The 26,168-nt window shown below is 31.2% G+C and carries 28 protein-coding genes; 2 read left to right on the top strand and 26 right to left on the bottom strand.

Annotation, left to right across the window (positions count from 1 at the left end):
* Positions 1-60 precede the first annotated feature (60 nt).
* From BST83_RS09105 to BST83_RS09085, 5 genes are all read right to left on the bottom strand, one after another.
* Positions 61-888 carry an alpha/beta hydrolase gene (locus BST83_RS09105; RefSeq protein WP_104810832.1) on the bottom strand — a complete coding sequence of 276 codons (828 nt, stop codon included), beginning with the start codon at positions 886-888 and terminating at the stop codon, positions 61-63.
* Between the two features lie 136 nt (positions 889-1,024).
* Positions 1,025-1,864 carry an IS3 family transposase gene (locus BST83_RS09100; protein WP_240614811.1) on the bottom strand — a complete coding sequence of 280 codons (840 nt, stop codon included), beginning with the start codon at positions 1,862-1,864 and terminating at the stop codon, positions 1,025-1,027.
* Positions 1,861-2,271 carry a helix-turn-helix domain-containing protein gene (locus BST83_RS09095; protein ID WP_104809035.1) on the bottom strand — a complete coding sequence of 137 codons (411 nt, stop codon included), beginning with the start codon at positions 2,269-2,271 and terminating at the stop codon, positions 1,861-1,863. Before BST83_RS09095 ends, BST83_RS09100 begins: the two co-directional genes overlap by 4 nt.
* A 204-nt stretch (positions 2,272-2,475) precedes the next feature.
* Positions 2,476-2,772 carry a hypothetical protein gene (locus tag BST83_RS09090; protein ID WP_240614710.1) on the bottom strand — a complete coding sequence of 99 codons (297 nt, stop codon included), beginning with the start codon at positions 2,770-2,772 and terminating at the stop codon, positions 2,476-2,478.
* Entirely contained in the window at positions 2,769-3,323 is a 555-nt protein-coding gene (locus tag BST83_RS09085; protein WP_104809516.1) for a carboxypeptidase-like regulatory domain-containing protein, read from the bottom strand. Before BST83_RS09085 ends, BST83_RS09090 begins: the two co-directional genes overlap by 4 nt.
* 704 nt (positions 3,324-4,027) lie before the next feature.
* Here BST83_RS09085 and ltrA (BST83_RS09080) point away from each other — a divergent pair.
* Positions 4,028-5,308 (top strand): group II intron reverse transcriptase/maturase, encoded by a 1,281-nt coding sequence (gene ltrA, locus BST83_RS09080; protein WP_104808356.1) that lies wholly within the window; start codon positions 4,028-4,030, stop codon positions 5,306-5,308.
* Between the two features lie 89 nt (positions 5,309-5,397).
* Here the strand turns inward: ltrA (BST83_RS09080) and BST83_RS09075 are convergent, their stop codons facing one another.
* From BST83_RS09075 to BST83_RS09010, 14 genes are all read right to left on the bottom strand, one after another.
* The gene (locus tag BST83_RS09075; protein WP_205853569.1) at positions 5,398-5,853 is read right to left on the bottom strand and encodes a hypothetical protein; all 456 of its coding nucleotides are present in this window, start codon (positions 5,851-5,853) and stop codon (positions 5,398-5,400) included.
* Positions 5,854-5,873: 20 nt separating this feature from the next.
* A complete protein-coding gene (locus tag BST83_RS09070; RefSeq protein ID WP_104809514.1) occupies positions 5,874-6,056 on the bottom strand; it encodes a hypothetical protein in 183 nt (60 codons plus the stop codon).
* A 146-nt stretch (positions 6,057-6,202) separates the two neighbouring features.
* Positions 6,203-6,691 (bottom strand): hypothetical protein, encoded by a 489-nt coding sequence (locus BST83_RS09065; RefSeq protein WP_104809513.1) that lies wholly within the window; start codon positions 6,689-6,691, stop codon positions 6,203-6,205.
* Between the two features lie 134 nt (positions 6,692-6,825).
* Positions 6,826-7,512, bottom strand: a complete 687-nt coding sequence (locus BST83_RS09060) for a hypothetical protein (protein ID WP_146092140.1) — start codon at positions 7,510-7,512, stop codon at positions 6,826-6,828.
* Positions 7,513-7,640: 128 nt separating this feature from the next.
* Positions 7,641-8,168 carry a DUF6933 domain-containing protein gene (locus BST83_RS09055; RefSeq protein ID WP_104809511.1) on the bottom strand — a complete coding sequence of 176 codons (528 nt, stop codon included), beginning with the start codon at positions 8,166-8,168 and terminating at the stop codon, positions 7,641-7,643.
* 154 nt (positions 8,169-8,322) lie between these two features.
* Positions 8,323-9,165, bottom strand: a complete 843-nt coding sequence (locus BST83_RS09050) for an IS3 family transposase (RefSeq protein ID WP_240614813.1) — start codon at positions 9,163-9,165, stop codon at positions 8,323-8,325.
* A gap of 23 nt (positions 9,166-9,188) precedes the next feature.
* Positions 9,189-9,572, bottom strand: coding sequence for a helix-turn-helix domain-containing protein (locus BST83_RS09045; RefSeq protein ID WP_104809046.1), 384 nt, complete (start codon positions 9,570-9,572; stop codon positions 9,189-9,191).
* A gap of 206 nt (positions 9,573-9,778) precedes the next feature.
* Positions 9,779-10,144, bottom strand: coding sequence for a hypothetical protein (locus tag BST83_RS09040; protein WP_104809510.1), 366 nt, complete (start codon positions 10,142-10,144; stop codon positions 9,779-9,781).
* Between the two features lie 709 nt (positions 10,145-10,853).
* Positions 10,854-11,675 carry an AAA family ATPase gene (locus BST83_RS09035; protein WP_104809509.1) on the bottom strand — a complete coding sequence of 274 codons (822 nt, stop codon included), beginning with the start codon at positions 11,673-11,675 and terminating at the stop codon, positions 10,854-10,856.
* Positions 11,672-13,114 carry an AAA family ATPase gene (locus tag BST83_RS09030; RefSeq protein WP_104809508.1) on the bottom strand — a complete coding sequence of 481 codons (1,443 nt, stop codon included), beginning with the start codon at positions 13,112-13,114 and terminating at the stop codon, positions 11,672-11,674. The genes BST83_RS09035 and BST83_RS09030 overlap by 4 nt, the downstream gene beginning before the upstream one ends.
* Before the next feature lie 142 nt (positions 13,115-13,256).
* A complete protein-coding gene (locus tag BST83_RS09025; RefSeq protein WP_240614811.1) occupies positions 13,257-14,096 on the bottom strand; it encodes an IS3 family transposase in 840 nt (279 codons plus the stop codon).
* A complete protein-coding gene (locus BST83_RS09020) occupies positions 14,093-14,503 on the bottom strand; it encodes a helix-turn-helix domain-containing protein (protein ID WP_104809035.1) in 411 nt (136 codons plus the stop codon). The genes BST83_RS09025 and BST83_RS09020 overlap by 4 nt, the downstream gene beginning before the upstream one ends.
* A gap of 205 nt (positions 14,504-14,708) precedes the next feature.
* On the bottom strand, positions 14,709-15,410 hold the full coding sequence (locus tag BST83_RS09015) for a DUF4369 domain-containing protein (RefSeq protein ID WP_170062765.1): 702 nt from the start codon (positions 15,408-15,410) through the stop codon (positions 14,709-14,711).
* A gap of 154 nt (positions 15,411-15,564) precedes the next feature.
* Complete coding sequence (locus BST83_RS09010) at positions 15,565-16,227, bottom strand: DUF6624 domain-containing protein (RefSeq protein WP_104809506.1); 663 nt, start codon at positions 16,225-16,227, stop codon at positions 15,565-15,567.
* 657 nt (positions 16,228-16,884) lie between these two features.
* Between BST83_RS09010 and ltrA (BST83_RS09005) the strand changes: the two genes are divergently transcribed.
* Entirely contained in the window at positions 16,885-18,165 is a 1,281-nt protein-coding gene (gene ltrA / locus BST83_RS09005) for a group II intron reverse transcriptase/maturase (RefSeq protein ID WP_104808356.1), read from the top strand.
* A gap of 79 nt (positions 18,166-18,244) precedes the next feature.
* Here ltrA (BST83_RS09005) and BST83_RS09000 read toward each other — a convergent pair whose 3' ends face one another.
* The 7 genes from BST83_RS09000 to BST83_RS08970 form a co-directional block, all read right to left on the bottom strand.
* Positions 18,245-18,997: a hypothetical protein gene (locus tag BST83_RS09000; protein WP_146092138.1), complete on the bottom strand. Its 753-nt coding sequence runs from the start codon at positions 18,995-18,997 to the stop codon at positions 18,245-18,247.
* A gap of 189 nt (positions 18,998-19,186) precedes the next feature.
* Positions 19,187-19,951 (bottom strand): CPBP family glutamic-type intramembrane protease, encoded by a 765-nt coding sequence (locus tag BST83_RS08995; RefSeq protein WP_104809504.1) that lies wholly within the window; start codon positions 19,949-19,951, stop codon positions 19,187-19,189.
* Between the two features lie 139 nt (positions 19,952-20,090).
* The gene (locus tag BST83_RS08990) at positions 20,091-20,717 is read right to left on the bottom strand and encodes a uracil-DNA glycosylase family protein (protein WP_104809503.1); all 627 of its coding nucleotides are present in this window, start codon (positions 20,715-20,717) and stop codon (positions 20,091-20,093) included.
* Positions 20,718-21,044: 327 nt separating this feature from the next.
* Entirely contained in the window at positions 21,045-21,872 is an 828-nt protein-coding gene (locus BST83_RS08985) for a hypothetical protein (RefSeq protein WP_104809502.1), read from the bottom strand.
* On the bottom strand, positions 21,865-23,280 hold the full coding sequence (locus BST83_RS08980; protein ID WP_104809501.1) for a restriction endonuclease subunit S: 1,416 nt from the start codon (positions 23,278-23,280) through the stop codon (positions 21,865-21,867). The genes BST83_RS08985 and BST83_RS08980 overlap by 8 nt, the downstream gene beginning before the upstream one ends.
* Positions 23,281-23,342: 62 nt before the next feature.
* Positions 23,343-25,415 carry a type I restriction-modification system subunit M gene (locus BST83_RS08975; RefSeq protein WP_104809500.1) on the bottom strand — a complete coding sequence of 691 codons (2,073 nt, stop codon included), beginning with the start codon at positions 25,413-25,415 and terminating at the stop codon, positions 23,343-23,345.
* On the bottom strand, positions 25,416-25,619 hold the full coding sequence (locus tag BST83_RS08970) for a helix-turn-helix domain-containing protein (RefSeq protein ID WP_104810830.1): 204 nt from the start codon (positions 25,617-25,619) through the stop codon (positions 25,416-25,418). It lies immediately after the preceding gene.
* Between the last annotated feature and the right edge of the window lie 549 nt (positions 25,620-26,168).

The following is a 26,168-nucleotide window of genomic DNA, read 5'->3' as shown; positions in this document are numbered from 1 at the left end:
AAGCAATTAATTATACACGTTGTTACCAAACGTATTTTTTTGATATTACCAGCTTCGAAATCATTCCTCTTGATTAATATATTTTAACCCTTCGTACAAAGCTACTAATGGTACAGAGCGATGGTTTTCTTTTTCAAAATATTCTATTTCGACATTTTGAGGTTTATCCGATTTCTTTGTTATTAAAGTATAGAGAGAGTCGTGTCTTTGTTTATTCCTTTCGTAATTAGTCTCTCCTTGATTGGCAGTAGCTATATAAAGCTTTTTATCTAATGATATTGAAGAAATAGAATCAACCTTGTTTTTCATCATCTCCTCATTCCACCAAATACTTGGGTCTATAGAAATGTAAGCATTGAATACGCTATTTTTATCCATATAGGAATTTAGTACAAGTAGTCCTCCTAAAGAGTGTCCAACGAGAGTTCTAAACGGTTCTGTCTTATACTTTTTATCAATATAAGGTACTAGTTCTTTCTCAATGAAATTCAAAAAATTCCTTCCACCTCCCATATTATTAGGTCGTTTGGTCTTAATTTTTGTAACGGTAAAATCTCGTTCACGGTCAATATTCTCTATGGCTATAATAATACTTTCAGGCATTAAATTGTTTCGATTCCTATTGGAACTCATAAAATGTACTATTCCAGATGCTGTTTTAAAATGAGTATATCCATCTAATAATATGATAATTGGATATTTTTTATCAACTTCAGATGAATGATTGTATGAATCAGGAAGACTTATTAAACAAGTTCTTTTTTCATCTAAAATATTAGATTTAATAACAAACTTACTTCCTATTATAATATCTGTTTCACTCTGTCCCAATGTGGTTTGTACTCCTGAAATAAAAATATATAAAATTACAAATGTCAAATTTTTCATAGTTTGTGTCTTCTCCTGAAATAGGTTGTCAATTTTTGTTATGAATTTTATGATCAAAAATAGTGTTTAGTAATCGGAACATTGATAACTTTTTTAAAAAATTCCCTCCGGGTTTTAAAAAAGTTACCAACATTCCTTACGTATTTAAAATAGATTTTTTCATTTTTCTATAAGATTTGTATTTGTGTTGTTGGTTTTTGTGAGCAAACTCGGGTGTTTTCAACTCTACTGAGTAATGTCTTCTATGGTTGTTATAAATTTCAATAGCCTGTTTGACCATTTTTTGAGCTGTTTTAAAGTTTGGAATCGTTTTCCCTAATCCAAATTCTTGTTTTAGAATTCCATTAATCCTTTCAGCTACAGCATTTTCGTATGGGCTTGAGTTTTGAGTTGTACTTAAAGTCATGTTTTTTGCTTTGGCAAAATCTGCAAAATCAGGACAGCAATATTGTATCCCTCTATCAGAGTGATGAATTGTGTTTTGATGTTTGTAAATTCGATTATTGCCAGCCATTTCCAGAGCATCTTTTACTAGTTTTACTTTCATATTTGTATCTATTTTATAGCCCATTACTTTTTTAGAATAGGCATCCGTAACCAGCGCTAAATAGGCATGTTGTGATGCTAATTTAATGTAGGTTATATCGCTTACAAATACTTGTTCTGCGTTTATAATTTCAAGGTTTACAGTTAAATCTTCTGATTTGTAAAAGCCATGATTAGAGTCAGTTGTAATATGATATTTTTTAGTTTTCTTAATCAATAAGCCATAGTTTCTCATTAAGGCGTAGAACTTGTCACGCCCCATTTTAATGCCGTTTTTGATTAAATCACCCTTGATATCCAAATATACTTTTGCACAACCATAACGAGGCTGTAAAAGCCTAATGGGCTTTATTAGCTCAAAGATAATAAGTGCTTGTTTTTGTTCTAATTCTTGTTTTTTGATTCTTTTGTAATAAGCCTGTCTGCTTATACCGAAGCATTGGTGGATCCATTTCTCTTTGAAAGGTCTTTCATTTTTTTCTCCACTTCTTTGTACAGTGCTTCGGGCAATAACTTTTTTGCGAATCCAAGATTTGTACTATTCTCAAAATCAGCGATTATCATTTGTTGAAAGTCTTTAACGAACTCGAGTTCTTCGACACGTTCTTTGAGTTTTTTAAGTTCTTGATTTTTACTCATTGTTTTAGAATTTTGTTCAAAGGAACGCAATTTTTTCATCCAATAGGTAATAGATGATCGAGAAATTCCATGCAATTTAGCTGCATAATTTACAGAAATCTGACCGTTTGTAATTTGGTCAATGATGGAAAGTTTGAGATCAAAACCAATTTTTTGATACTTCTTTTTTGGACAGGGGTGTTTTTTTGTTAGTGTCATAAGTTGCTAAAAGTGTTTAATTTTTTGTCAACCTATTTCAGGAATTGTCATTTTCTCAAATGACGCACAACGTTGTTGTATATGGTTTGTTGCGTGTTTTAAGCACCTAATTTAGTAAATAATTACGGACAAAGAAAGTCCGCGAGGACTTTCGTAAGTAGGCTAGAAGCCAGCAATAAATTATATACGGTGTTGCCAGTAGTTTTATTTGGAATATCTCTCCACTTTCAAATGAATTCCAACTCCTACATTATATTTTTGTCTTTTTTTATTCCATTCAAGGTTTGTGTTATTCCTCCATACAAAAGGACCACTGAAAACAGTTGAAGAAAAGAAAATAGTTTTGTTTTCAATTTCAATATTTTCATTGTTCTCAAAATCAATCCATTCTATAGACACTAAAAAATCATTTTCAAATGATAAATATTGATTTGATAGATCAAACTTAATCATTCCTTTCTTTCTTACTTTTACAATATTATCAATTCCATTTGTTTTCAATAAATCAATTTTATTATTTGAAATATTATAAAAATTGATTCTAAAAGTTGCAGATTTATACCCCAATTCATCAATATTAAATTGAACGTTTTTAAATCATAAACTTTATTTTTTCTTACTTTAATTATTTTTCCGACTTCTGTCCCTAAACTTTTTGAAGTAAAAGAAAGCACAACATTGCCACTTTTTGTTTTAGTCCCAACAGTTTTTTCTTTAAATCTTCTTTTTTTATTAGAAATAACAATTTCCTCCAAGTTCTCAACTTTAGATTCGAGTTGAATTTTGTTTATTTTTAAAGGAATTCCGATTGTTTTTTTTTCAAAATTCAAATGCGAAAAAATTAAAGAATCATTTTTTTTGACAGATAAACTTTCAAAAGAAAAATTTCCTTTCATATTGCTAACTGTTCCAATAGATTTTCCTTTAACAGATATATTCACATAAGAAATTCCTTTTCCAGATTCGTCTATACATTTTCCTTTTATTTGAGAATAAGAAGTAAGGGAAAAAAGTAAACAAGAAAAGAATAGTGATTTATAAAGTATTTTCATTTTTTCATATATTTAATATGAAGGCGATTAAAGTTCATTTTTGTTACAATTTTGAATTTGTCGGATTCGGTTTTTAATTACTGGCAACGTGTTTGTGTATGGAAAGTTGCGTGGTTTAAGCAATGAATTTAGTAAATAAAACACGAACCAAGAAAATCCACGAGGATTTTCGTAAGTAGGCTTTTACCAGCAATTTTTTTTACACGGTGTGTGTGCCCAGTATGGGCATCTTTAACTTATCGCAAGATAAGTTATTCAACTAGAGGGTGCAAGTCCCTTATGCACAGGAGTAACGTCTTGAAGCATTAGTAAGTCGCAAGGGTGGTAACTGCGAAGTTACATCTGAAGAAAGCGAGACTACAAAACTCGGTACTGACGAACAGAAATCGTATACAGAGGCATATTTACTTGGGTAAGCAAGCACATCATTGTAACGCCCAAAAGAGTAACAAAAGGGTAAGTATGTAGATACGGCAGGAATTGAGTGAAAGAAGATGCCATTACCTGGGGAGGTCTCTAGAGCCACGAGTTGGCTGTATAGAGAAGTCAGCAGAAGTCATAGTACTTACAGGAAACGAGGAGGGGAAAACCCTCACGGTCTCACAAGTAAGGAAGGACTGAACATTAAATTACGTTGTAATTCGACTAGGAGGCGTTGCTAGCCTAGTCTTAGCTCAACAGGAGTAAACAAATTATTTAAAACTATGATTGCCCAAGTATTAGAAGCTACGAATCTTTATAAAGCAGCACGTCAAGTTATGCGCAATAAAGGAGCAAGCGGAATAGACAGTATGTCGCATCAAAAACTCCCTGAATACATTAGGGAAAATAGGTCAGAACTACTGCTATCCATTTGTAATAATAGCTATGTACCACAAGCAATTTTAGGAGTAACGATCCCTAAAGGAAATGGTAAAACCCGACTTTTAGGAATACCAACGGTAGTAGACAGATGGTTACAACAGGGGGTAAACCAACAATTAATGACTAAGTTCGAATACGAATTTGAAACCTTTAGTTACGGATTTCGCCCACAGAAGAACATCCAAAAGGCAGTACTACAAGCCCAGCGATACATCAATGATGGCTATCAGGATATTGTAGATATTGACTTAAAAGGATTCTTCGATGAAGTAGACCATTGCATCCTACTGCAACTTATTTACAACAAAGTACAATGCCGAACCACCTTGCGTTTAATCCGAAAATGGCTTAGAGTTCCCATTTCAATAAATGGAAAACTTTATAAACGCCGAAAAGGAATTCCACAAGGCAGTCCAATAAGTCCATTACTATCTAATATTATATTAGACGTTCTGGATAAAGAAATGCAAAAACAAGGGGTACGATATGTGCGTTATGCAGACGATTTTAGTATGTATGCTAAAAGCAAAAGCGAGGCAAAACGAATAGGAAATAGCATGTATTTGTTTCTTAGAGACAAATTAAAGCTCCCTATAAATGGTGCTAAAAGTGGTATACGCAGACCTGTAAATTTTAAATTGCTAGGACACGGTTTTGTGCCAATCTATAAGAAAGGCATAAAAGGGCAGTATCAACTAGTTGTAAAACAGGAAAGTTGGGAAAAGTTTAAGCGCAATCTTAAAAGTTTAACCAAGAAAACCAAACCAATGTCTTTACTAGAAAGACTCGAGCGACTAAATCAAGTTTGCAGGGGCTGGATGAATAATTACCGATTAACAAACATTTATGCTAAACTTAAAAAGTTGGATGAATGGTTGCGAAATAGGTTACGATATTGCATTTGGCATGATTGGAAAAAACTAGAAAGAAAACGTAAAAGCCTAATTCGATTAGGAATAGAAAACGGACAAGCGTATGCTTGGAGTAGAACAAGAATGGGAGGCTGGGCAGTAGCCCAAAGCCCTATACTTAAAACTACAATTACCCTTTCTATACTTAAAAGAAAAGGTTACAAACCCATGGTAGATTACATAAATAAGAAGCAAACTTCAATTTGGTGAACCGCCGTATACGAGACCCGTACGTACGGTGGTGTGAGAGGCGCACTGGCTACTTTTTGGTAGTCAGCCGTCTACTCGATTAGGCATAGTTATTTTATTATAAATTCCTTTACTATATCAAACATTGGTGTCGTTGCAAAACTCAATCTTTCTAATGGTGCAGATTTCACATGATGTTTAATTATTAGACTGCTTTTCAATAATCTTAACAATCCAAATAATATGAATTCGTCTGTATAATCTTCTGATATTTTAGAGAAAGAACTTGCTCCGAATACCTTATCTGTATTTATAGTATCAGCATCTTCTAATTCTAAATATTCTGATATTAGTTTAATTAACTTTATATCATTTTCAGTCAATCCTTCAATTATATTTAGTACATCTTCCGCATTCAAATTGTGTTTAAAATCTGAAATTAATGAGGATGTCAAAATTCCTGCGTAAACTTTTATCTTTTCTTTTAAACGTGTCCTAACTGCCAAATTTGATGATTGAAGAAAAAGGTCATAAAACTCTTCTGATTCCAGATACTTGTAGTCCAATTTATTCTCCTCAATGCTTTTTATTTGTTCTTCCAACTCATTGAGAAAAACAAAAACCTTTCATGAGATTTTTTTTGAATACCCGAAGTTAAAAGGATGTCTAACGTTCCGCCAACATATGGTATAGCATTTACTCCAGCACGTAATGATGTATTGTCAGAGTATTTCTTTAATAAATTCCCAATTTTAGTTTTGTTGCTCATTTAATTATGCCTAACGTTGTTTTGTATGGAAAGTTGCGGTTTTGTGAACGAGGAATTTCCAGCGGAAATTCAGAAGTTTGCAAAAAAGCAACAAACTATAATAAAGCTAAATGCAGCAATTTTTTATACAAGGTGTTGGCATTTCGTTATTCTTTCAGTTTAAATTTATTTGTTATGTTTCTATTCTCACTTCCATAAAAAGTAACATCAATAGAAATATTCCATTCCGTTTCAGATATTTTTTCTCCACTTATATTTCCTGTAGGTAAAATATCTTTATCTGGGTCATATTCAAAAAAGCATTCACACGATTTCGATAAAACAATTTTTGAATTAGTAGTTAATTCTTCATTCACAAAATTGAATTTATTAATACTGTTATTAATTTCAAAACGTATAAATTCAGAATATTCATCATCTATAACATCAACGTCTCCTTGAGTTGAGAACTGATATTCAAAAACCAAGTTATTTCCTTCTTTAATTTCTCCGTATTTTATATAAGTATTATCATTTGATACGATATTTAAATTTTTATTCTTAAAAAAACGATAAGTATAAAAATCACTATTATCATCTGACTCTGAACATGAGATGAAAATTAAACTTATTAAAATTATTTTAAATATTTTCATATGTTTTCAATTTTTAATGAATGCCAACGTTGTTGTACAAGATTTAGTTGCGTAGGTTAAGCAATAAAGTTAATAAATAATTACTGACTAAGAAAATCCGTGAGGATTTTCGTAAGTAAGCAATAAGCAAGCAATTAATTTTGTACGGTGTTGCCATTAGTTTTTTTATAAATGTATGATGATTCTCCTAATTTTAATTCCATTATTTTCTTTTTCATTTTTATTATTTCATATTTAAGAGTAATACCTTGTATAATTTCTTTTCTGTCAGAATGTGCTTTTAATGTTACTTCAATTTCATAATTTTTATTCGGAATAATGCTAAAAGGGTAATTTTCAGTACCCATTGATGAAAGCTGAATAAAATAATTAGATTCGGAAAAAGGAATTTTAATTTCAGTATTTCCATTAATTGATTTAATTTGTCCATTTGAGTCTGAAACACCTAAATTTTCAGTTATATGTTTTAAATATGAATGCGGAAAAGGATTTTTGTATTCATCTAATACTTTTACATTTAAAGTTATATTATCTTTTTTATTAGGTGTAGTCTTAATGATTTTATGCGAACTTGAATAGTATTTAGAATTAAATTCAGCACTTTGGTTTTTAAACTTTAAGTAAAGTATTTTGTCTTTTATTTCATAATAACCTTTTCCATATGATTCACTTACACAACCTCCTGATAAATACTGAAAAGTAAAATCTTTTTGGAAAATAATAATTGTATAATCGTCCCCATTTCCGCTTGAATATTCTCCTTTAATTTGAGAATTTATATTAAAACTAAATATAAAAATTAATAGAATGATTTTTTTCATTTCGTAAATTAATGGCAACGTTGTTGTATATGGTTTGTTGCGTGTTTCAAGCAACTAATTTAGTAAATAATTACTGACCAAGAAAGTCCGCGAGGACTTTCGTAAGTAGACGAGAAGCCAGCAATAAATTATATACGGTGTTGTGCGTAGGCTTTTATTGTTTCGTCCATTTTCTCTTTCGGATATTTCCATTTTAGCATTTTATTCGGTGAGCTATTTAGTCTACCATTTAAATCTCTAAAATTCATATTATCATAATCACCAAATTCATATTTCCAATCTTCAAGAAATAACAGACAATTATTTAGAGAACCATTCGTACTTCGGTCATTATTTGTTTCATACAATTTAGTTTCTCCTATTATTTTTTCAACCAATTCATATTCAATTATAATTCCGTCGTAGATTAATTGCGCATAAAAAGTTTCTTTGAAAATAGAAGATAAATTTTTCAAATCAGTTTTTTTTACATTTGGTAAAATCAGAAGATATTTGGTCAGTTTGTTAATTAACAACCAACATTTTTTATGACTTACATAAAATAGAGTAGAAGTCCAATCGCCTAAATATTCGTTTTCAATTTTGTCATTTTCACATATAAATTCTTTCGTAACTTTTTCCAGTTTTCGAGTTGTAAATATTTTAGTTTGGCTCATTAATTTCAGTATTTTACGTTCTGTTTGTCTTATCCTATTATACGTTGACCTTTTTTAAGGTTAATAATTGCTTTTCAAATTTATACTTTATTGCCGGAACATTGATAAGTTTTTTAAAAATTTCCCTTCGGGTTTTAAAAACTTATCAACATTCCTACGGCGCTAAAGTAGTAACTTTAACTCGTTTATAATTTTTGTTTTCATGTTGATTGTATTGTAAATGAACTTCTTGTGGTTTTTTTAAATCTAAACTCCAATGCATTCTTTGGTTGTTGTAAAGTGCTACAGCTTCTTTCACCATTTTTTGAGCGATTTCTACAGATTTAATAGTGTTTTTTAATGCAAATTCGTACTTCAAAATACCATTTATTCGTTCTGCAATTGCGTTTTCATAAGGGTCATACTGTTGGGTTGTGCTTAATATAAATCCTTTATTTTGTGCATATTGTGAGTAATCTGGACAGCAATATTGGATTCCTCTGTCGGAATGATGAATGATGTTTTTGTGATTAAAAATGCAGTTTTTATGAGCCATACTTAATGCTTCTTTTACCATCGAAACTTTCATATTGTCTTGCAAGTTCCAGCCCATAATTTTACGAGAATACGCATCGGTTACAAGGGCTAAATAGGCGTGACCCGAATCGGTTTTAATGTAAGTAATATCGCTTACAAAGACTTGTTCGCTATGAGTTATTTTCAAGTCAGTCAATAAATTAGGCGATTTATAAAAGAAGTGTTTGGAGTCTGTTGTAATAAAATAACGCTTGGTTTTTTTAATCAGCATTCCTCTTAAGCGTAGTAAATCGTTTATGGCATCTCGCCCCATTTTGATATTGATTTCCATTAGTTTTGGTTCTAAATATTCGTACAGCTTTCTTGTTCCAGTTTTGGGTAGTGTTTTTCGGTATTCAAGCACTAAATTCAGCACTTTTTCTCTTGCCAATTCTTTTACTTTTTCCCTTTCAACACCTTGATAATAGGCTTGTTTTGTAATCCCGAGCGATTCGTAAATCCATTTTATTTTGAAAGCTTTTTCTTCTTTCTTTGAATTTCGTTTGCCAATCCCTCGGGCAAGTACTTTTTTGAGAGTTCCTCCCCCGTAACTTTCTCAAATTCAACAATTAATTCTTGTTGAAATTCTTTGATTCCTTCTAGATCCTCGATTCTTTCCTTGAGTTTTTTAATCTCATCATCTTTTGAAATAAAGGTTTTTTGATTGGAATAGTTGCTTAATTTTTTCATCCAGTAGTGTATTGTTGTTCGTGAAATATTGTACTTCTTAGAAGCAAAGTTAGCGGATATTTGACCATTATTGATTTGGTCAATGACAAAAAGTTTGTACTCGAAAGTAACTTTTTGATAGCTGTCTTTTCGACAGGCCTGATTTGTTGGTGTTTCCATAGTGTACTAAAAGTGTTTAATTTTTAGTCAACCTATTTTAGGACGATACAGTTTTTCAGCTTACGCACAACGTTGTTGTATATGGTTTGTTGCGTGTTTTAAGCAACTAATTTAGTAAATATTTACCGACCAAGAAAGGCCGCGAGGACTTTCGCAAGTAGGCAAGAAGCAAGCAATAAATTATATACGGTGTTGTGTGTAGTTTTTTATTTTTCAAAAGTCATATAAGTAGTCGGATTTACTCCAACACTTGGATAGAGGTTTTCAATTTCAAATTTCGAGTTATTCATAATTTCAATTTCAAACTCTTGAGTTGTAGTATTGTACCAAGTCGGTGTTAATTTAATCACGTTTCCGATTATTTCATAATTAAATTCATCTTCGTTTGAGTTATTAGGTTCCGATTTGACTACTGTATTTCCGTTTATAAAATTCAATTGAGATCGTCCGCTTACAGGTGAAGTTTCTGAATAGATTCCACTTAACGTTAGAGGGCTATTATCGTCGTCATTATTACAAGAAGAGTAAATTCCGACTAAAAAGAGTAATGCGATTATTTTCAAATTTTTCATAATTCTATTTTTTTACTAGATGTTCAAATTTCGATTTGGTTGCGTTAAATTACACACAACGTGGTTGTGTATTGAATGTTGCGGCTTTGTGAACGAGGAATTTCCAAAGGAAATTCAGTAGTTTGCAAAGAAGCAACAAGTTTTAGTTTAGCCAAATATAGCAATATTTAATACACGGTGTTGGGCACAGCTGTATTTTTTTTCCATTTTTACATTTTTTCATTTCCCATTTTATTTTTTTCCGTTTAGAAAGAGAAAATTCTGTAATTGCATTATTCAAGTTTTACAAAATTCCGCAAACTTTTTAAATTCAGCGTTTGAGTAAGAATTCCGCAAGAGTGAGAATTCCTTTTTTTGCTCAATTCCGCAATATTGGTTTTTCAGAATTTGAGTGATTTCAATTTTATTTATTACTAAAATTTTTCCAATTCTTGTAAAATTCCATTCGCGTGAGATTTTTCCGTAATTTTTGTTTTTTATTAAAGAATTCAGTTGCTAAATTATTCAGAAATTCTAAATTTTAATTTGTTTAAAAATGTTCTGAATTTTGCTAATTTCCGCAGTTTTGCCCAACGGTTAGTATATGAAAAGTAGGCGATTACGAAGAACTAAACTTTCGGTTAAGTACAAACTTTGATACGAGCCAAAGGCATTGAATTCATTACTAATTCGCCTATTTTTTATATACATTGTTGTGCCTTCGTGCTTTTTATATTATCTCAATACATTCGAAAAAATCTCTCAAAATTGAACCGTGGTCGCCATTTGAAGGATTTGAATCATTGTCATGTAGTTCTATGTTCAAGTCATTACATAATCGTAATAGCTTGTTATAATCTTCTGTCGGATATTTCTCTTCTAAAGAAGTCGTAAATGTTCTTACACTCTTTCTTGATTTAATATCGTCTTCAAGCAGAAAATAATATTTCCGTTTAAAAATGTTTTCTAAAATTACTCTACAATCACCATCGTACTTTTCATTATAGGATTGGTTGTCATGAATTTCCTTTACTCGTTTGATTTTGGCAATTATTTTATCATCTGGGAATTCTTCATCTATATTGCAATAGTCTATTCTACTTGTATTAATACCATCAATTACTTTGTCAAAGTCGATTTTTAAAGTTTGAGTTGAAGAGTCGCTAAAGGACTTAAGATAAACATCCCTATAGAAAGTTTTTTCATGTGTTAGGATAATCTTCTGCAATGGCTTTTTTTCAACCCCTAAATTTTCATATTTAACATCAGCAAGTAATTGAATAGTATCCCTTTTCCTTTCTTCATCAAATGAAGAAAAGGGGTCATCAAACACTAAAATCTTTTTATCTAATCTTTCATCGTGCTTTAAAAGAGAAAGGAAAAAGGCAAATGCCAAAACACGCTTATCACTTTCGCTTAATGAATTTTTGAAGTTTGGAATGTCGTTATTTTCAGAATTAAGACTTACAAGGTGCTTATCATAGAACTTTATAGTGAATAGTCTTTCATCAGAACCTTTGAGCTTCTTTATTGGTTGTAAGTCGTCAATCATAAAGTTTGCCCCATTCGTTTTAAATAGTAATTGATTGATATTTTATGTAAACCAAAGACTTCTAATGAGTAATCTTCTAATTCCTTTCTTTTATTTTCCCTTTTAGTTCTCTTGTTGTTAAATGAACTATTTATTTGTTCAAACTCTTGGCATATGTCTTTAAAAGCTTTGCTAATTCTCTGCTTTTGCAATTCTAATTCATTGATTTCTGAAATGATTTGTGATTGACTTATCGTTTTACCATCCGTAGGAAAATATTTTTCAAGAACTCTTTCAATTTCGTCAATCAGGGTTTTAAGTGGCTGTTCAAATAATATACTATAGTCATTTGTAGGAGTAAAATACAAGTCTCGAAATTTACTTTCAAAGTCCTTTTTCAACGAATCAAACGCTAAGATTATCTGTTCAAAGAACTCTTGGGTTAATTTAGATTCAAGAGAATATTTTTCAAAGTCAGCTTTCAAAAGATTTATAGTGTTTTCGAAATTAGCTGAATCCAATTTTCTTTTTGTTTGTTGGACTTGTCTTTGCAGGAATTGATATTCGCCTTTAAAGAACTGCTCATAGGTTTCTAATAAGCTCAACTCTTTTGCATTTAGGTTTTGACCACAAAACACACAAGACTCCTTTTCTTCTTTTGTTAGGTCAAGTCCCTGTCTTAAAAAATCTTTGCTCGCATCCTTGTTTTTCCAATGTGTCGAAATATGGTGGTTAATTTCTTCAGGGTTGAAATTTATTCTACTAGTTAATATCTTATTGATATCTAAGCCTGTGAGGGAATTGAAAAAAGACAAATGTTTACGAATAGTTGTGGTAATTACTTCCTTGTTTTTAAGGCGTTGTAATTCTTCTTTTTTTGCTTTAATTTGGTAATCAAGGTTGTCTGTTTCAGGTATGGCACAAAATTTTTCAATTGTGATATTTCCATAATCTGAACTAGGCAAAAGCTTGTTAAAGTTATTAGTAAGCTTCCGTTTGTTTTCGGTTAATTCATTCAACTCCTTTTGAAGCTCTTGTATGTCAGAGTTTAATTCGATTCCTTTTTCGCCAATAATAATTTGATTTAAACTCTTTTGGTTGTCGAAGGTAATTTCTTCTCCCTGAAAAACATTCTCAGTAATAAATTGAGTGTCGAAAATTTGAATATTTGGATTTCCTTCCGTCCATCGATTGCTATTAAAATCAAGAATTGTTCTATTGGAGCCATCCGTGAATCGGATTTTTATATCTGGGTCTCCTGTTACTCCGAATGATTTTTTCCCTTCAATTATTTTTTTGTCACCTGTTTGAATCGACCTGAAAATAGCAGTAAGAGTGCTTTTGCCTAAGGTGTTTCGTCCGTAAATTATTGTATTGTCTTGGAATTGCGAACCTGCAGCTTGACAATCAACAAATTTTCCAACTCTTTTAATGTTTTGAATCGCTTCAATCTTATTCATTGATTTCCTTTTTGTCTTCTCCTGAAATAGGTTGTCAATTTTTGTTATGAATTTTATGATCAAAAATAGTGTTTAGTAATCGGAACATTGATAACTTTTTTAAAAAATTCCCTCCGGGTTTTAAAAAAGTTACCAACATTCCTTACGTATTTAAAATAGATTTTTTCATTTTTCTATAAGATTTGTATTTGTGTTGTTGGTTTTTGTGAGCAAACTCGGGTGTTTTCAACTCTACTGAGTAATGTCTTCTATGGTTGTTATAAATTTCAATAGCCTGTTTGACCATTTTTTGAGCTGTTTTAAAGTTTGGAATCGTTTTCCCTAATCCAAATTCTTGTTTTAGAATTCCATTAATCCTTTCAGCTACAGCATTTTCGTATGGGCTTGAGTTTTGAGTTGTACTTAAAGTCATGTTTTTTGCTTTGGCAAAATCTGCAAAATCAGGACAGCAATATTGTATCCCTCTATCAGAGTGATGAATTGTGTTTTGATGTTTGTAAATTCGATTATTGCCAGCCATTTCCAGAGCATCTTTTACTAGTTTTACTTTCATATTTGTATCTATTTTATAGCCCATTACTTTTTTAGAATAGGCATCCGTAACCAGCGCTAAATAGGCATGTTGTGATGCTAATTTAATGTAGGTTATATCGCTTACAAATACTTGTTCTGCGTTTATAATTTCAAGGTTTACAGTTAAATCTTCTGATTTGTAAAAGCCATGATTAGAGTCAGTTGTAATATGATATTTTTTAGTTTTCTTAATCAATAAGCCATAGTTTCTCATTAAGGCGTAGAACTTGTCACGCCCCATTTTAATGCCGTTTTTGATTAAATCACCCTTGATATCCAAATATACTTTTGCACAACCATAACGAGGCTGTAAAAGCCTAATGGGCTTTATTAGCTCAAAGATAATAAGTGCTTGTTTTTGTTCTAATTCTTGTTTTTTGATTCTTTTGTAATAAGCCTGTCTGCTTATACCGAAGCATTGGTGGATCCATTTCTCTTTGAAAGGTCTTTCATTTTTTTCTCCACTTCTTTGTACAGTGCTTCGGGCAATAACTTTTTTGCGAATCCAAGATTTGTACTATTCTCAAAATCAGCGATTATCATTTGTTGAAAGTCTTTAACGAACTCGAGTTCTTCGACACGTTCTTTGAGTTTTTTAAGTTCTTGATTTTTACTCATTGTTTTAGAATTTTGTTCAAAGGAACGCAATTTTTTCATCCAATAGGTAATAGATGATCGAGAAATTCCATGCAATTTAGCTGCATAATTTACAGAAATCTGACCGTTTGTAATTTGGTCAATGATGGAAAGTTTGAGATCAAAACCAATTTTTTGATACTTCTTTTTTGGACAGGGGTGTTTTTTTGTTAGTGTCATAAGTTGCTAAAAGTGTTTAATTTTTTGTCAACCTATTTCAGGAATTGTCATTTTTCTGCATGAGGCACAACGTTGTTGTGTATTGAAAGTTGCGGTTTTGTGAACGAGGAATTTCCAGCGGAAATTCAGAAGTTTGCAAAAGAGCAACAAGTTTTAGTTTATGTTAAATATAGCAATTTACCATACACGGTGTTAGGCAAAGTATTTATTCATTTGTTTCGTTAAATTTCCCAAATATTCTTTGACCATAATTTGTCTTTTGTATTTGCTGAGATAAAGTGTTATAAATCTCTTTAAAATCTTTTTCAGTCAATGTGTTTTCAATAGTGCAAAATGATGGCAATAAGGCTCCGACAGTTGTGTTAGAATTATTAGCGACATACTTTTTAAGTAAGCCAACTCTTTCGATTTGTAAAATTTTATTCAATTTTTTTCCTGTTTTCTTTCGATTTATTGAATCGTTAGATTCTAGATATTTATCATATTCCTCTTTTAATAAATCCCATTTTGAGTTTAGAACTTCATCTTTTTCAAGATATTCTTTCAGTATTTTATCTGACTGTGAACCTGAAACTTTAATACTATCATATTCAATAGAATTTCCTTCTATATGTATTTCAGAGTTTTCAATCATAAATTCAGTGAGTTTGCCTTTAGTAGATTTTCCATCTTTTATTAAGAGTTGGATAAAATATGGCTCTTTTACTTTTCCAGAGTACTCAAATTTATTATTAACAACAGAGATAGAGTCTCCTTCAATTCCACCATTCACAAATTTCAATACTAAAAGTTTACTATTGTTTAAGTTTTTAACATTTCCTTTGATTATGAATCCATCTAACTTTTTCTCTTGAGTATTACACCCAAATAACAATGTTGTTAAAACTAATACTGTAATAATTTTCATATTTTTTTTCATATTTTGCCTAACGTTTTGTGTATGGTTAGTTGCGTGGTTAAGCACCTAATTTAGCAAATAAATCACAGATAGAATATTCCGCAGGAATGTGCGTAAGTCGGCAGTGACCAAGCAATTAATTATACACGGTGTTGGCATTTCGTTATTTGTTTTCAAATTCTTCTGTCCTTTTTATTTGCTCTTCGAGATTCCATTCAAAGTCAAATCGATTTTTCAGGAATTCCGCGATTGGCTCAAGTCCAATTTCAGCTCGTCTTTTATCGATATTTACAGGGTCATAAACTGGCCATATATTAAAACTTTTTGTTTCTGGATAGTATTTCATTTGTCCACCATAGATTTGTAATTCACCTTTATCAGTTGCAATTCTATCTTCAGCACGAACCAGAAACCTTGGCTCTAATTTTTTGTCCAACACAGCTTGTTTCATTAAAGGAATATAATGTTCCCTTGTTTCTTGATCAGCATGTTGAAGAACATTGCAAATAGTTCTATTGCCTTGTTCTCCTATTTGTGTCAATTCAGGCCAATCAGATTTGTCAAGGATTTTTTTGATTTTTTTAATATTAAGAGTGTGATTTTTTCTATATTCTTTTTGATATAGTTCGGCTTCTTTAGATTCTGCTCCATAAATATTTATCAAAGAATCTCTTAACCTTATTGGTGTTTGTTCTTTTTCCCAAATAGTGTCTAAAACTGCAATAAGATTTTCAGTTCTATCAATACTTGTTATGGTTTTTTTTGATTTGTTCTTGTTTGTACAAGATATTGTTATTAGTAAAAAGAGTATAAATATAAATCTCATCTTTAATTCTATATTAGTTCATGTTTCTTAATGAATGCCAACGTTTTTGTATATGGTTTGTTGCGTGTTTCAAGCAACTAATTGAGTAAATATTTACCGACTAAGAAAGACCACGAGGACTTTCGTAAGTAAGCTAAAACTAGCAATAAATTATATACGGTGTGTGTGCCCAGTATGGGCATCTTTAACTTATCGCAAGATAAGTTATTCAACTAGAGGGTGCAAGTCCCTTATGCACAGGAGTAACGTCTTGAAGCATTAGTAAGTCGCAAGGGTGGTAACTGCGAAGTTACATCTGAAGAAAGCGAGACTACAAAACTCGGTACTGACGAACAGAAATCGTATACAGAGGCATATTTACTTGGGTAAGCAAGCACATCATTGTAACGCCCAAAAGAGTAACAAAAGGGTAAGTATGTAGATACGGCAGGAATTGAGTGAAAGAAGATGCCATTACCTGGGGAGGTCTCTAGAGCCACGAGTTGGCTGTATAGAGAAGTCAGCAGAAGTCATAGTACTTACAGGAAACGAGGAGGGAAAAACCCTCACGGTCTCACAAGTAAGGAAGGACTGAACATTAAATTACGTTGTAATTCGACTAGGAGGCATTGCTAGCCTAGTCTTAGCTCAACAGGAGTAAACAAATTATTTAAAACTATGATTGCCCAAGTATTAGAAGCTACGAATCTTTATAAAGCAGCACGTCAAGTTATGCGCAATAAAGGAGCAAGCGGAATAGACAGTATGTCGCATCAAAAACTCCCTGAATACATTAGGGAAAATAGGTCAGAACTACTGCTATCCATTTGTAATAATAGCTATGTACCACAAGCAATTTTAGGAGTAACGATCCCTAAAGGAAATGGTAAAACCCGACTTTTAGGAATACCAACGGTAGTAGACAGATGGTTACAACAGGGGGTAAACCAACAATTAATGACTAAGTTCGAATACGAATTTGAAACCTTTAGTTACGGATTTCGCCCACAGAAGAACATCCAAAAGGCAGTACTACAAGCCCAGCGATACATCAATGATGGCTATCAGGATATTGTAGATATTGACTTAAAAGGATTCTTCGATGAAGTAGACCATTGCATCCTACTGCAACTTATTTACAACAAAGTACAATGCCGAACCACCTTGCGTTTAATCCGAAAATGGCTTAGAGTTCCCATTTCAATAAATGGAAAACTTTATAAACGCCGAAAAGGAATTCCACAAGGCAGTCCAATAAGTCCATTACTATCTAATATTATATTAGACGTTCTGGATAAAGAAATGCAAAAACAAGGGGTACGATATGTGCGTTATGCAGACGATTTTAGTATGTATGCTAAAAGCAAAAGCGAGGCAAAACGAATAGGAAATAGCATGTATTTGTTTCTTAGAGACAAATTAAAGCTCCCTATAAATGGTGCTAAAAGTGGTATACGCAGACCTGTAAATTTTAAATTGCTAGGACACGGTTTTGTGCCAATCTATAAGAAAGGCATAAAAGGGCAGTATCAACTAGTTGTAAAACAGGAAAGTTGGGAAAAGTTTAAGCGCAATCTTAAAAGTTTAACCAAGAAAACCAAACCAATGTCTTTACTAGAAAGACTCGAGCGACTAAATCAAGTTTGCAGGGGCTGGATGAATAATTACCGATTAACAAACATTTATGCTAAACTTAAAAAGTTGGATGAATGGTTGCGAAATAGGTTACGATATTGCATTTGGCATGATTGGAAAAAACTAGAAAGAAAACGTAAAAGCCTAATTCGATTAGGAATAGAAAACGGACAAGCGTATGCTTGGAGTAGAACAAGAATGGGAGGCTGGGCAGTAGCCCAAAGCCCTATACTTAAAACTACAATTACCCTTTCTATACTTAAAAGAAAAGGTTACAAACCCATGGTAGATTACATAAATAAGAAGCAAACTTCAATTTGGTGAACCGCCGTATACGAGACCCGTACGTACGGTGGTGTGAGAGGCGCACTGGCTACTTTTTGGTAGTCAGCCGTCTACTCGATTAGCTACAGGGCTTTCTTTTTCCGCCCATTGTATAACCCGTTTTTTGTCTTGGTCCAAATTCAATTCGGACTATTTTACAACAGTTTACCTCAATTACATATTGAAAATATTCTATACTACCTCCACGACTTCCATAACAATTTTCAAATTCAAATTCACCTGGTAATGCTTTTTGTAATTTAGATAAGTCGTCTCCAACTTTGAATTTCGGAATTGTATTTTTTAATATGTCGTGTCTCACATATTGTGGTACGAAATTGTATGCAATGGAAGGGAATAATTTTGGAAAAGCGAACAAATAAATGAAAAGGAATAAAATCGGTAAAGTGAGAATCGGAATCAAGTGCATTTGTTTTAATTTGTTCCGTTTTTTATTCCAAATCAGATGAAAAGTCAGTCCAAAAATTAGTCCGCAAACAAATGCGTCTAAAAAGACTTCATAGAAATGGTCAGCCATTAAAAAACCCCAACCAACAAGAATTGTAAATCCAATTAGAGCATAAATTCCTGAAAGAAATGTAAATAGAGTTAAATTCAGTTTTTCAGTTAGTTTTATAATTCTCTTTTGTGGTATTAAAATAAAAAGACCATAAAAGATTAAAAGGAAAAAAGAAGCCCAAAATAAAACTACTCCAGTATCTCCTCCTGAAGCATTCTCATATCTTAAATTCGACCAAATTATATGAGTTATAATTAGGCCAATCCAACCTAATGTCAAAGATAAAAATGATGTTTTTTTGAAGTTCTTCATTCGCCTTGTAGCTAACGTTTATGTATATGGTTTGTTGCGTGTTTTAAGCAAATAATTTAGTAAATAATTACCAACCAAGAAAGTCCGCGAGGACTTTCGTAAGTAAGCAAGAAGCCAGCAATTAATTTTATACGGTGTTGGCTTTTAGTGCTTTTTTCATTTCGTGATTTTTTCTTGTATTTTTTTTAGTTAGTTTATTAGTTCTTGTAATCCAAATAGGATTCCTAAAATAACAAAATGAAGAGCCATTGAATATATTAACCCAAGTCTAATTCTTACGTAGCCAAAGGTAACCCCATAAACTACAAAAGGTAAAAGAATTACTGGTGCAAATATTAGATTGTCTTTATTAAAATTAGTTGACATAAAGTGGAATAATGCAAAAAGTATTGCTGAAGAATAAAAGATTATTCCAATATTACTATTCCAAAATTTCTTTATTCCTATTAGTTGATTTCTGATTATCCATAATATTAATCCAATAACTCCACTAATCATAGTACTATAAAAGTATGTTGATATTGAAAATAATAAATATGACGCAGGTTTCCAGAATAGAAAATTTACAAAATAAAAAATCAAACAACCAAAAATTAATGATACTGAGATGATAAAATAATTTAGTTTAAATTTTGTAAGAAATAATCTAAAAGCTGTTTCTTCAAGTAATGGAACTAATAAAATTGATGTAAATATAAAATACGATTTATAATCACTTCTGCTTTCCCTCATTATGTCTAGAAAAACCCTAACTTTATTTGTGGTTTCACCTACAAAATTTAATTCTTTTAGAATTTGAAAAGGTAAACTAGCTATAATTATCCCAACGTATGTAAGAATCAAAATTTTAAAAAGAATAATTATTTTTGTTTTTATTGATGCATTTTGAAGTTTGTCAAAACTTGGTTTTTTAAGAAATCTAAACAAATCTTGTCTTGTCGATGTTTTTTTCATTTATGTGGTTTCTTTCGCATTAAAGCCAACGTTTTTGTGTAAGGAAAGTTGCGTTTTTTAAGCAATAAAGTTAGCAAATAAATCACAGATAGAAAGTCCGCTAGGACTTTCGTAAATTGGCTTTTACCAGCAATTTTTTTTACACGGTGTTGCCCACAGTTTTTATTACGTTCAAATAGTCTTTTATTTCGTCTTTAATTCCATAATTAAATTTTGAACTTGACGGATGAGGCATTACAATAATTGGTAAGTTATAACTAAACTTTAAGAAGTGAATTTTTTCATTTCCATTTATTAAACTTCCATAATTGTCTTTTGGGAAATTATTCCATAATCGGTGTCCCCAGAAAAATATCAAATTCGGTTTTATTTCTTCAACAACCTCTGTAAGCGCATCAAAACTCTGTTTAAATTCCTCTTCCGATGGTGAAATTCTCGGGCCTTTCGTAGGTGCTTGAACATAATTATAAAAACTACTAGATTGCCAAAATTCAACCGTTTCTTTTATAGAAGATTTTTTTCCATTTAGCACATTACTAAATTTAGTAAATGTGTTCATCCAATTTGCGTAAGATTTTCCTGTTTTTTTATAATTCAGATATCCATTCACAACATTATTCGTTATCAGTTCAACTTTTTTATTTCCATCTAAATAATCAATAAAATCCGAACCATTCAAATAATGACTTTCGCCTAATATTAATATTTTAAAATCTTGTTTTTGATATTCTGTTCCGACAAATGGTTTAAATCTAATTGGTAGCATAAATTATGAGTTTTTACTGTTTTCTTTAATTGTGGGCAACGGTTTGTGTATGAAACGTAGCGTGTAAAAAGACGCTAACTTTTCGGATTTAGCACGAGCCGAATTTTTTATTTTTATGTTTAATTTTCTTTTCTAAATATAACCAAATAAAAAATTTGGTGTACTTTGTAAGTATGCAAAAACCTCTCGGAAAGCCTATAATAGCTATGTTTTATACACGTTGTTAGCCACTGGCTTTATTCCGCAAACTTGCTAGCGTTGGCGTTTAAGCTCTTTTAAATTTGTGAGGCACGAGCAAACTTTAAATGTGCTTGAACTTGCGTTGGCTTATCTTATTTTATCTAAAATCATTTTGAGAACTAAATATGCTTCTTTATATACATTCTGTGCACCTTTATTCGGCACAAGTTCTCCGTGAAATAAAACATTTCTTAATTGATATAAAATTTCGATAAGACCTTTTACTACATAAATCGAATAACAACTATTTGTTGGTTCTCTCCGTAAAACATAAGAATCACATTGATAATAATTAATTGGTGATTCATTTTTATTTGTTTCGAGTAAACTTTCAATCCGTATTGGTTTAAGCTCTTGGAACATTATTCTGATTTGTTCCTTTTTTGTATGGCTTAAACTTTGATAATCAGGAAATGATTGTAAATGAGTTATGTCGTATTCAGTATGCGTATAAACAAAAGTATTAGAGTTGTCTGATTTCTTCTTTAAAATTATTCTTATTTCCGATACTTGACCAAGATATTGTCCATCAGTTCGTTTTAGATAATATTTGTCTCTACCAAACTCTCTGTTATCAATTAAATCAACATTATTTTTCTCCTTGAGTGCATCTTCAAACCATATTCTTCCATCACGACCATCAATTTGGTTTTGTTGTAATTGATAGTATAAAGCGGATAAATTACTTTTAAATTCTTGACCTAATTGTGAGTTGGATTCCATTAAAGAGTTAATGCCTCTTTTAACTGTGTTATTTTGTGATTTTATTGCAGATATTTTCTGTCTATCAGAGTTTAATGTTGAAAAAGTACCATTATACCAAGCATTAAAAGGAATCCAAGCTTTAATGAAATGACCTATGTAATCAATATCAGATTGTTCAATCCACATTCTTATATTTTCTGTACTAGCCATTTGTGTTTAATTGATTGTTAATATATTTAAATGCTATTTGTTCATTTTCCTCAATCACAATTTCAACTGCTGTTTTAGCAACCTCTAATAAATGTTCACTTTGTTTCTTTAAAGAAAAACTTTGTTCTATTAAGTTTGCAATTTGTTGTTGTTTTCCAAAATCTATAATTGGAACAACAACATTTTCAATTTCTCCAACTCTCCAGTGTAAAATAATTGAGCCTCCAGCATCTCTTTCTGCTTGCATTTGTACAACTTTAGAGTTTAAGGCAAGTGTTAAATATTCAGGGATAATTTTACTCTTATCTTTTACTTTTAAATGTAAAATTGCACTAGATGTAATTCCATTATAATTTTTTCTTAAATGATAAGCAATTCCAACACTACCATCTTTTGAAAATAAAATCGTTCCTTTTTTTGGTTTTAAATCATTGATTTTATCTTGATTTTCTTTTATAAAATATTTTGAAATATATTTTTGAGGTTCTGATAAACCGTTTTTTGATAAATCTGCAACCCTCATAAATGGTAAACCATTTTCTACATAATTTTTCGAACCTGGTTCAATAGATTTGTCTATTTCAACAAGGTTTTCTAAAGTATCATACGGTTTGGTTTTTACTTTATTTACAACCTGCTCATATTTAAGTTGATAATATTCCGCATCTAATCTACCACTTGTAACAAAGCTATTTTTGAAACTTTTAATATTTACAGGGTCTTTACTCAGTATGAAACTTTGTAAACCTATTTCATCTAGAAGTATGTTTTCAGCTTGGCCATATGTTTGTTTAGACTCTTCTATTGAGTGCTCAGACTTTATTATTAATTCTTCAATTTTTGAAATGAATCTATCTTTAAGAATTGGTATTTCGAATTTTTCTATTTGAGATAAAAAAACGTGTTGTTGAACACTTCCTCTTTGTTCTCTTTTTAAGTAGTTTTGACCATACTTTGTTAATAGAAAAACATACAAATAATAAGAGCTAATGTTTTTATTAGGATGAATTTTAGCAATATCTTGATTTGAGTTTATTGGATATTTCCAATTCTTAGATGCAATTGCAACATCTCCAATTGTTCCAGACATAGACAATAAAACTGTTGATGGTTTTACTTCAGACTTCCAAAGAAGGTCATTAGCCTGTTTGTCAATATATATTGTATTTGAGAAATCAATTCTACCATTTTTCATATTAATTCCTCTGATAAATGGTATTCCTTCCTCTAGGTATGTAACGTGATTGTTTAAAGAATAAGCTCCAAATGATAGTATTGAATTTTCTAACTCAATTAGTGTTTTATAATTTTTATTTCTAATTAAATTTTCATCATTTAAATATACCCTTTTGAAAAAAGTGCTGTCAAATCTAAAGATGTCGCTACTATCTTTTACATATTGAAACATTACCTCACTAATTTCCAGCCCTTTTATTAACTCGTTATATTGAGTTTCGTTAAAAGGGCTTACTACTTTCCCACAAAAGACAGTTTTTCTTTTTTAGCAAATTCTAGAAAAGCTTCTGCAATTCCATCTTCTGTAATATTGTCGTGGTTAAATAAATCGTGTTTTACAATTAAATGTCCGTGAGTGTCTAATAAATATTCGTCTAGATTTTCTGGTGTAGTATCGTAATGGTCTATTGGTTCTGCTACATTGTCATTATTTGCATCTTTAAGTATCGTTCTTGCATTTGGAAAATCCTTTTTCTTAACAAAAATCTTTTCTCCACTATTATCTTTACTTGGTTCTTGTTGTGTTGCAAAGAAAATTGGGTAATCTTCTTTTTTTGGACACAACTTATCGTCCCATTTTTGTATAAAAAGTACAGATGTTTTTGTTCCTGTGTGAGGTTTAAATACGTTTCCGTGTAGTCCTACAACTCCTAAAATTCTGCATTTTTCCGCAATATAATCACGTATATTTTTATCAGAACTATTGTTGAATCTTCCTTGTGGTAAGACAACAGCCATTCGTCCACCAGGTTTTAAAAAGTCTAAATTACGCTCAATAAATAAAATATCTCTACCAACTTTAGTTTGGTATTTACCGTTTGGTTTTTTGCCTAATTCATATTTTGCTAAAATCCTACTTTCTTTAATATCTCCAGCAAATGGTGGGTTTGCCATTAAAACGTCAAATTCAAAATCTCTATTACTGTCTTTCGTTGTTCTTAATTTTCTTAATTTTTTCCAACCTTCATAATAAGTATCTTGCCAATCTTCATCCTCTGTTTTTTCATCCCAACGCTCGTAATCTAATGTATTTAAGTGTAAAACATTTGTTTGTCCGTCTCCTGCGATAAGGTTTAATGTTCTTGCAACACGAACAGCTTTTTCGTCAAAATCAATTGCAAAAACTTTGTTTTGCACATAGTCTGTACATTCAGTTGGTTTTTCTTCTGCTGTAAATAAATGGCTTTTTGGTATCCCCTTTTCTTTAAGAATTTGTTCCCAAACGTGAAAAATTGAGTGAACAGGAAAACCACAACTACCAGAAGATGTATCAATTACAGTTTCTTCTACTTGTGGATTCATCATTTTTACACACATATCAATTACATATCTTGGTGTAAAATATTGCCCTTTTTCTCCTTTACTACTTTTACTAATCAAATATTCAAATGCTTCATCTACTACATCAAGGTTTGAGTTAAATAATTTTACATCTTGCAAAGAAGAAACACAAACAGATAGGTGAGAAGGTGTTAGCATTAATTTACTGTCTTCTGTAAAAACGCCTTCCCATTTGTTTCTTGCATTATCAAAAACCTCTTGTATTTTTTCTTTTAGTTCGGTTTCCGTATCTCCATAATTTCTGAAACGTAAATGGCGAGTTTTGTTTCTGCCACTTTCCATTTCGTCATAGAGTTTTGTAAAAATTAGTTTGAAAAGTTCCTCGAAAACATCTACACCAGCATTAGCCAAAACTTCATCTTCCATTTCCAAAATCAAATCTTTAAGAGATTTTTTTTCGGTAACTAATTTGTCTTTTTTTACTAAATCGTCAATTGTCCAACGTTCTGTTAAAATATCAGATAATTTTTCGGTTGCACTTGGAATTGCAGATAAATCTTCAAAATAATTTGGGTCTTTTCTGTGATAAAAAGAAATTGAATCGCCATTACTCCAGACTCCAATTGGTGCTCCAGTTGCATTACAGTAGGATTTTAGTTGCTCTTTTCCGTCTTTTAATTTAGGTTTTTTAAGTTCAACCATTATATAGATTGAACGTGTATCTTGTTTGTCAAAAATCACAATGTCTGCACGTTTTTTTTCACGCCCAAAACTAACAGCATATTCAATTTCCATTCTGTCAAATGAATAACCATATTGTTCATTAAGAACCATTAAGTAGAGTTGTCTAATAGCTTCTTCTGGTTTTAATTGAATATCTTTTCTTCTAACTAAACAGTTAATAAAAGGCACTTCATTCCCACGAACTTCTTTCAGAAATATTGTGCTTTCTAATTTTTCAATTTGCTCAAGTGAAAATTGCGTTAGTTTGTAGTTACTGTCTCTTAATATTTCGGTTAGTTTCATCTATTTGATATTGTCTTTATGTTCTACTAATAATTCTTTTGCTTCTATATTTAAGATTTTAGCAATCTTGTACAAGTCTTCTAAGCTAGGTTGTCTTTTATTTTGAGCGTATGAGTGAACCATATTGTAACTCTTTCCCAACTGTTCAGCCAGCCAGATTTGTTTTATTCCTTTCTTTTCTAAAACCTCTTTTATTCGGTTCATTTTGAATTTTTTTAATTCAGTTACTAAAGTAGATAACATTTTCAATATACTCACTAAATGAGTATAAAAATTATCATTCCGTATGAGTGAGTGGTGGGTAAAGGCAAGCTCTTTTTATTTTTTGAGGCACGAAAAAAATAAAATGTGCTTGACTGTGCGTTGGCTTTTTAGAGCTTGTGGCTAACGTGGTTGTGTATTGAATGTTGCGGCTTTGTGAACGAGGAATTTCCAAAGGAAATTCAGTAGTTTGCAAAGAAGCAACAAGTTTTAGTTTAGCCAAATATAGCAATATTTAATACACGGTGTTGGGCACAGCTGTATTTTTTTTCCATTTTTACATTTTTTCATTTCCCATTTTATTTTTTTCCGTTTAGAAAGAGAAAATTCTGTAATTGCATTATTCAAGTTTTACAAAATTCCGCAAACTTTTTAAATTCAGCGTTTGAGTAAGAATTCCGCAAGAGTGAGAATTCCTTTTTTTGCTCAATTCCGCAATATTGGTTTTTCAGAATTTGAGTGATTTCAATTTTATTTATTACTAAAATTTTT

Origin of the sequence: Polaribacter filamentus (assembly GCF_002943715.1) — a bacterium.
GTDB lineage: Bacteria > Bacteroidota > Bacteroidia > Flavobacteriales > Flavobacteriaceae > Polaribacter > Polaribacter filamentus.
The sequence above is the reverse complement of the archived record's forward strand: the minus strand, read 5'-3'. Positions and strand labels throughout refer to the sequence as shown.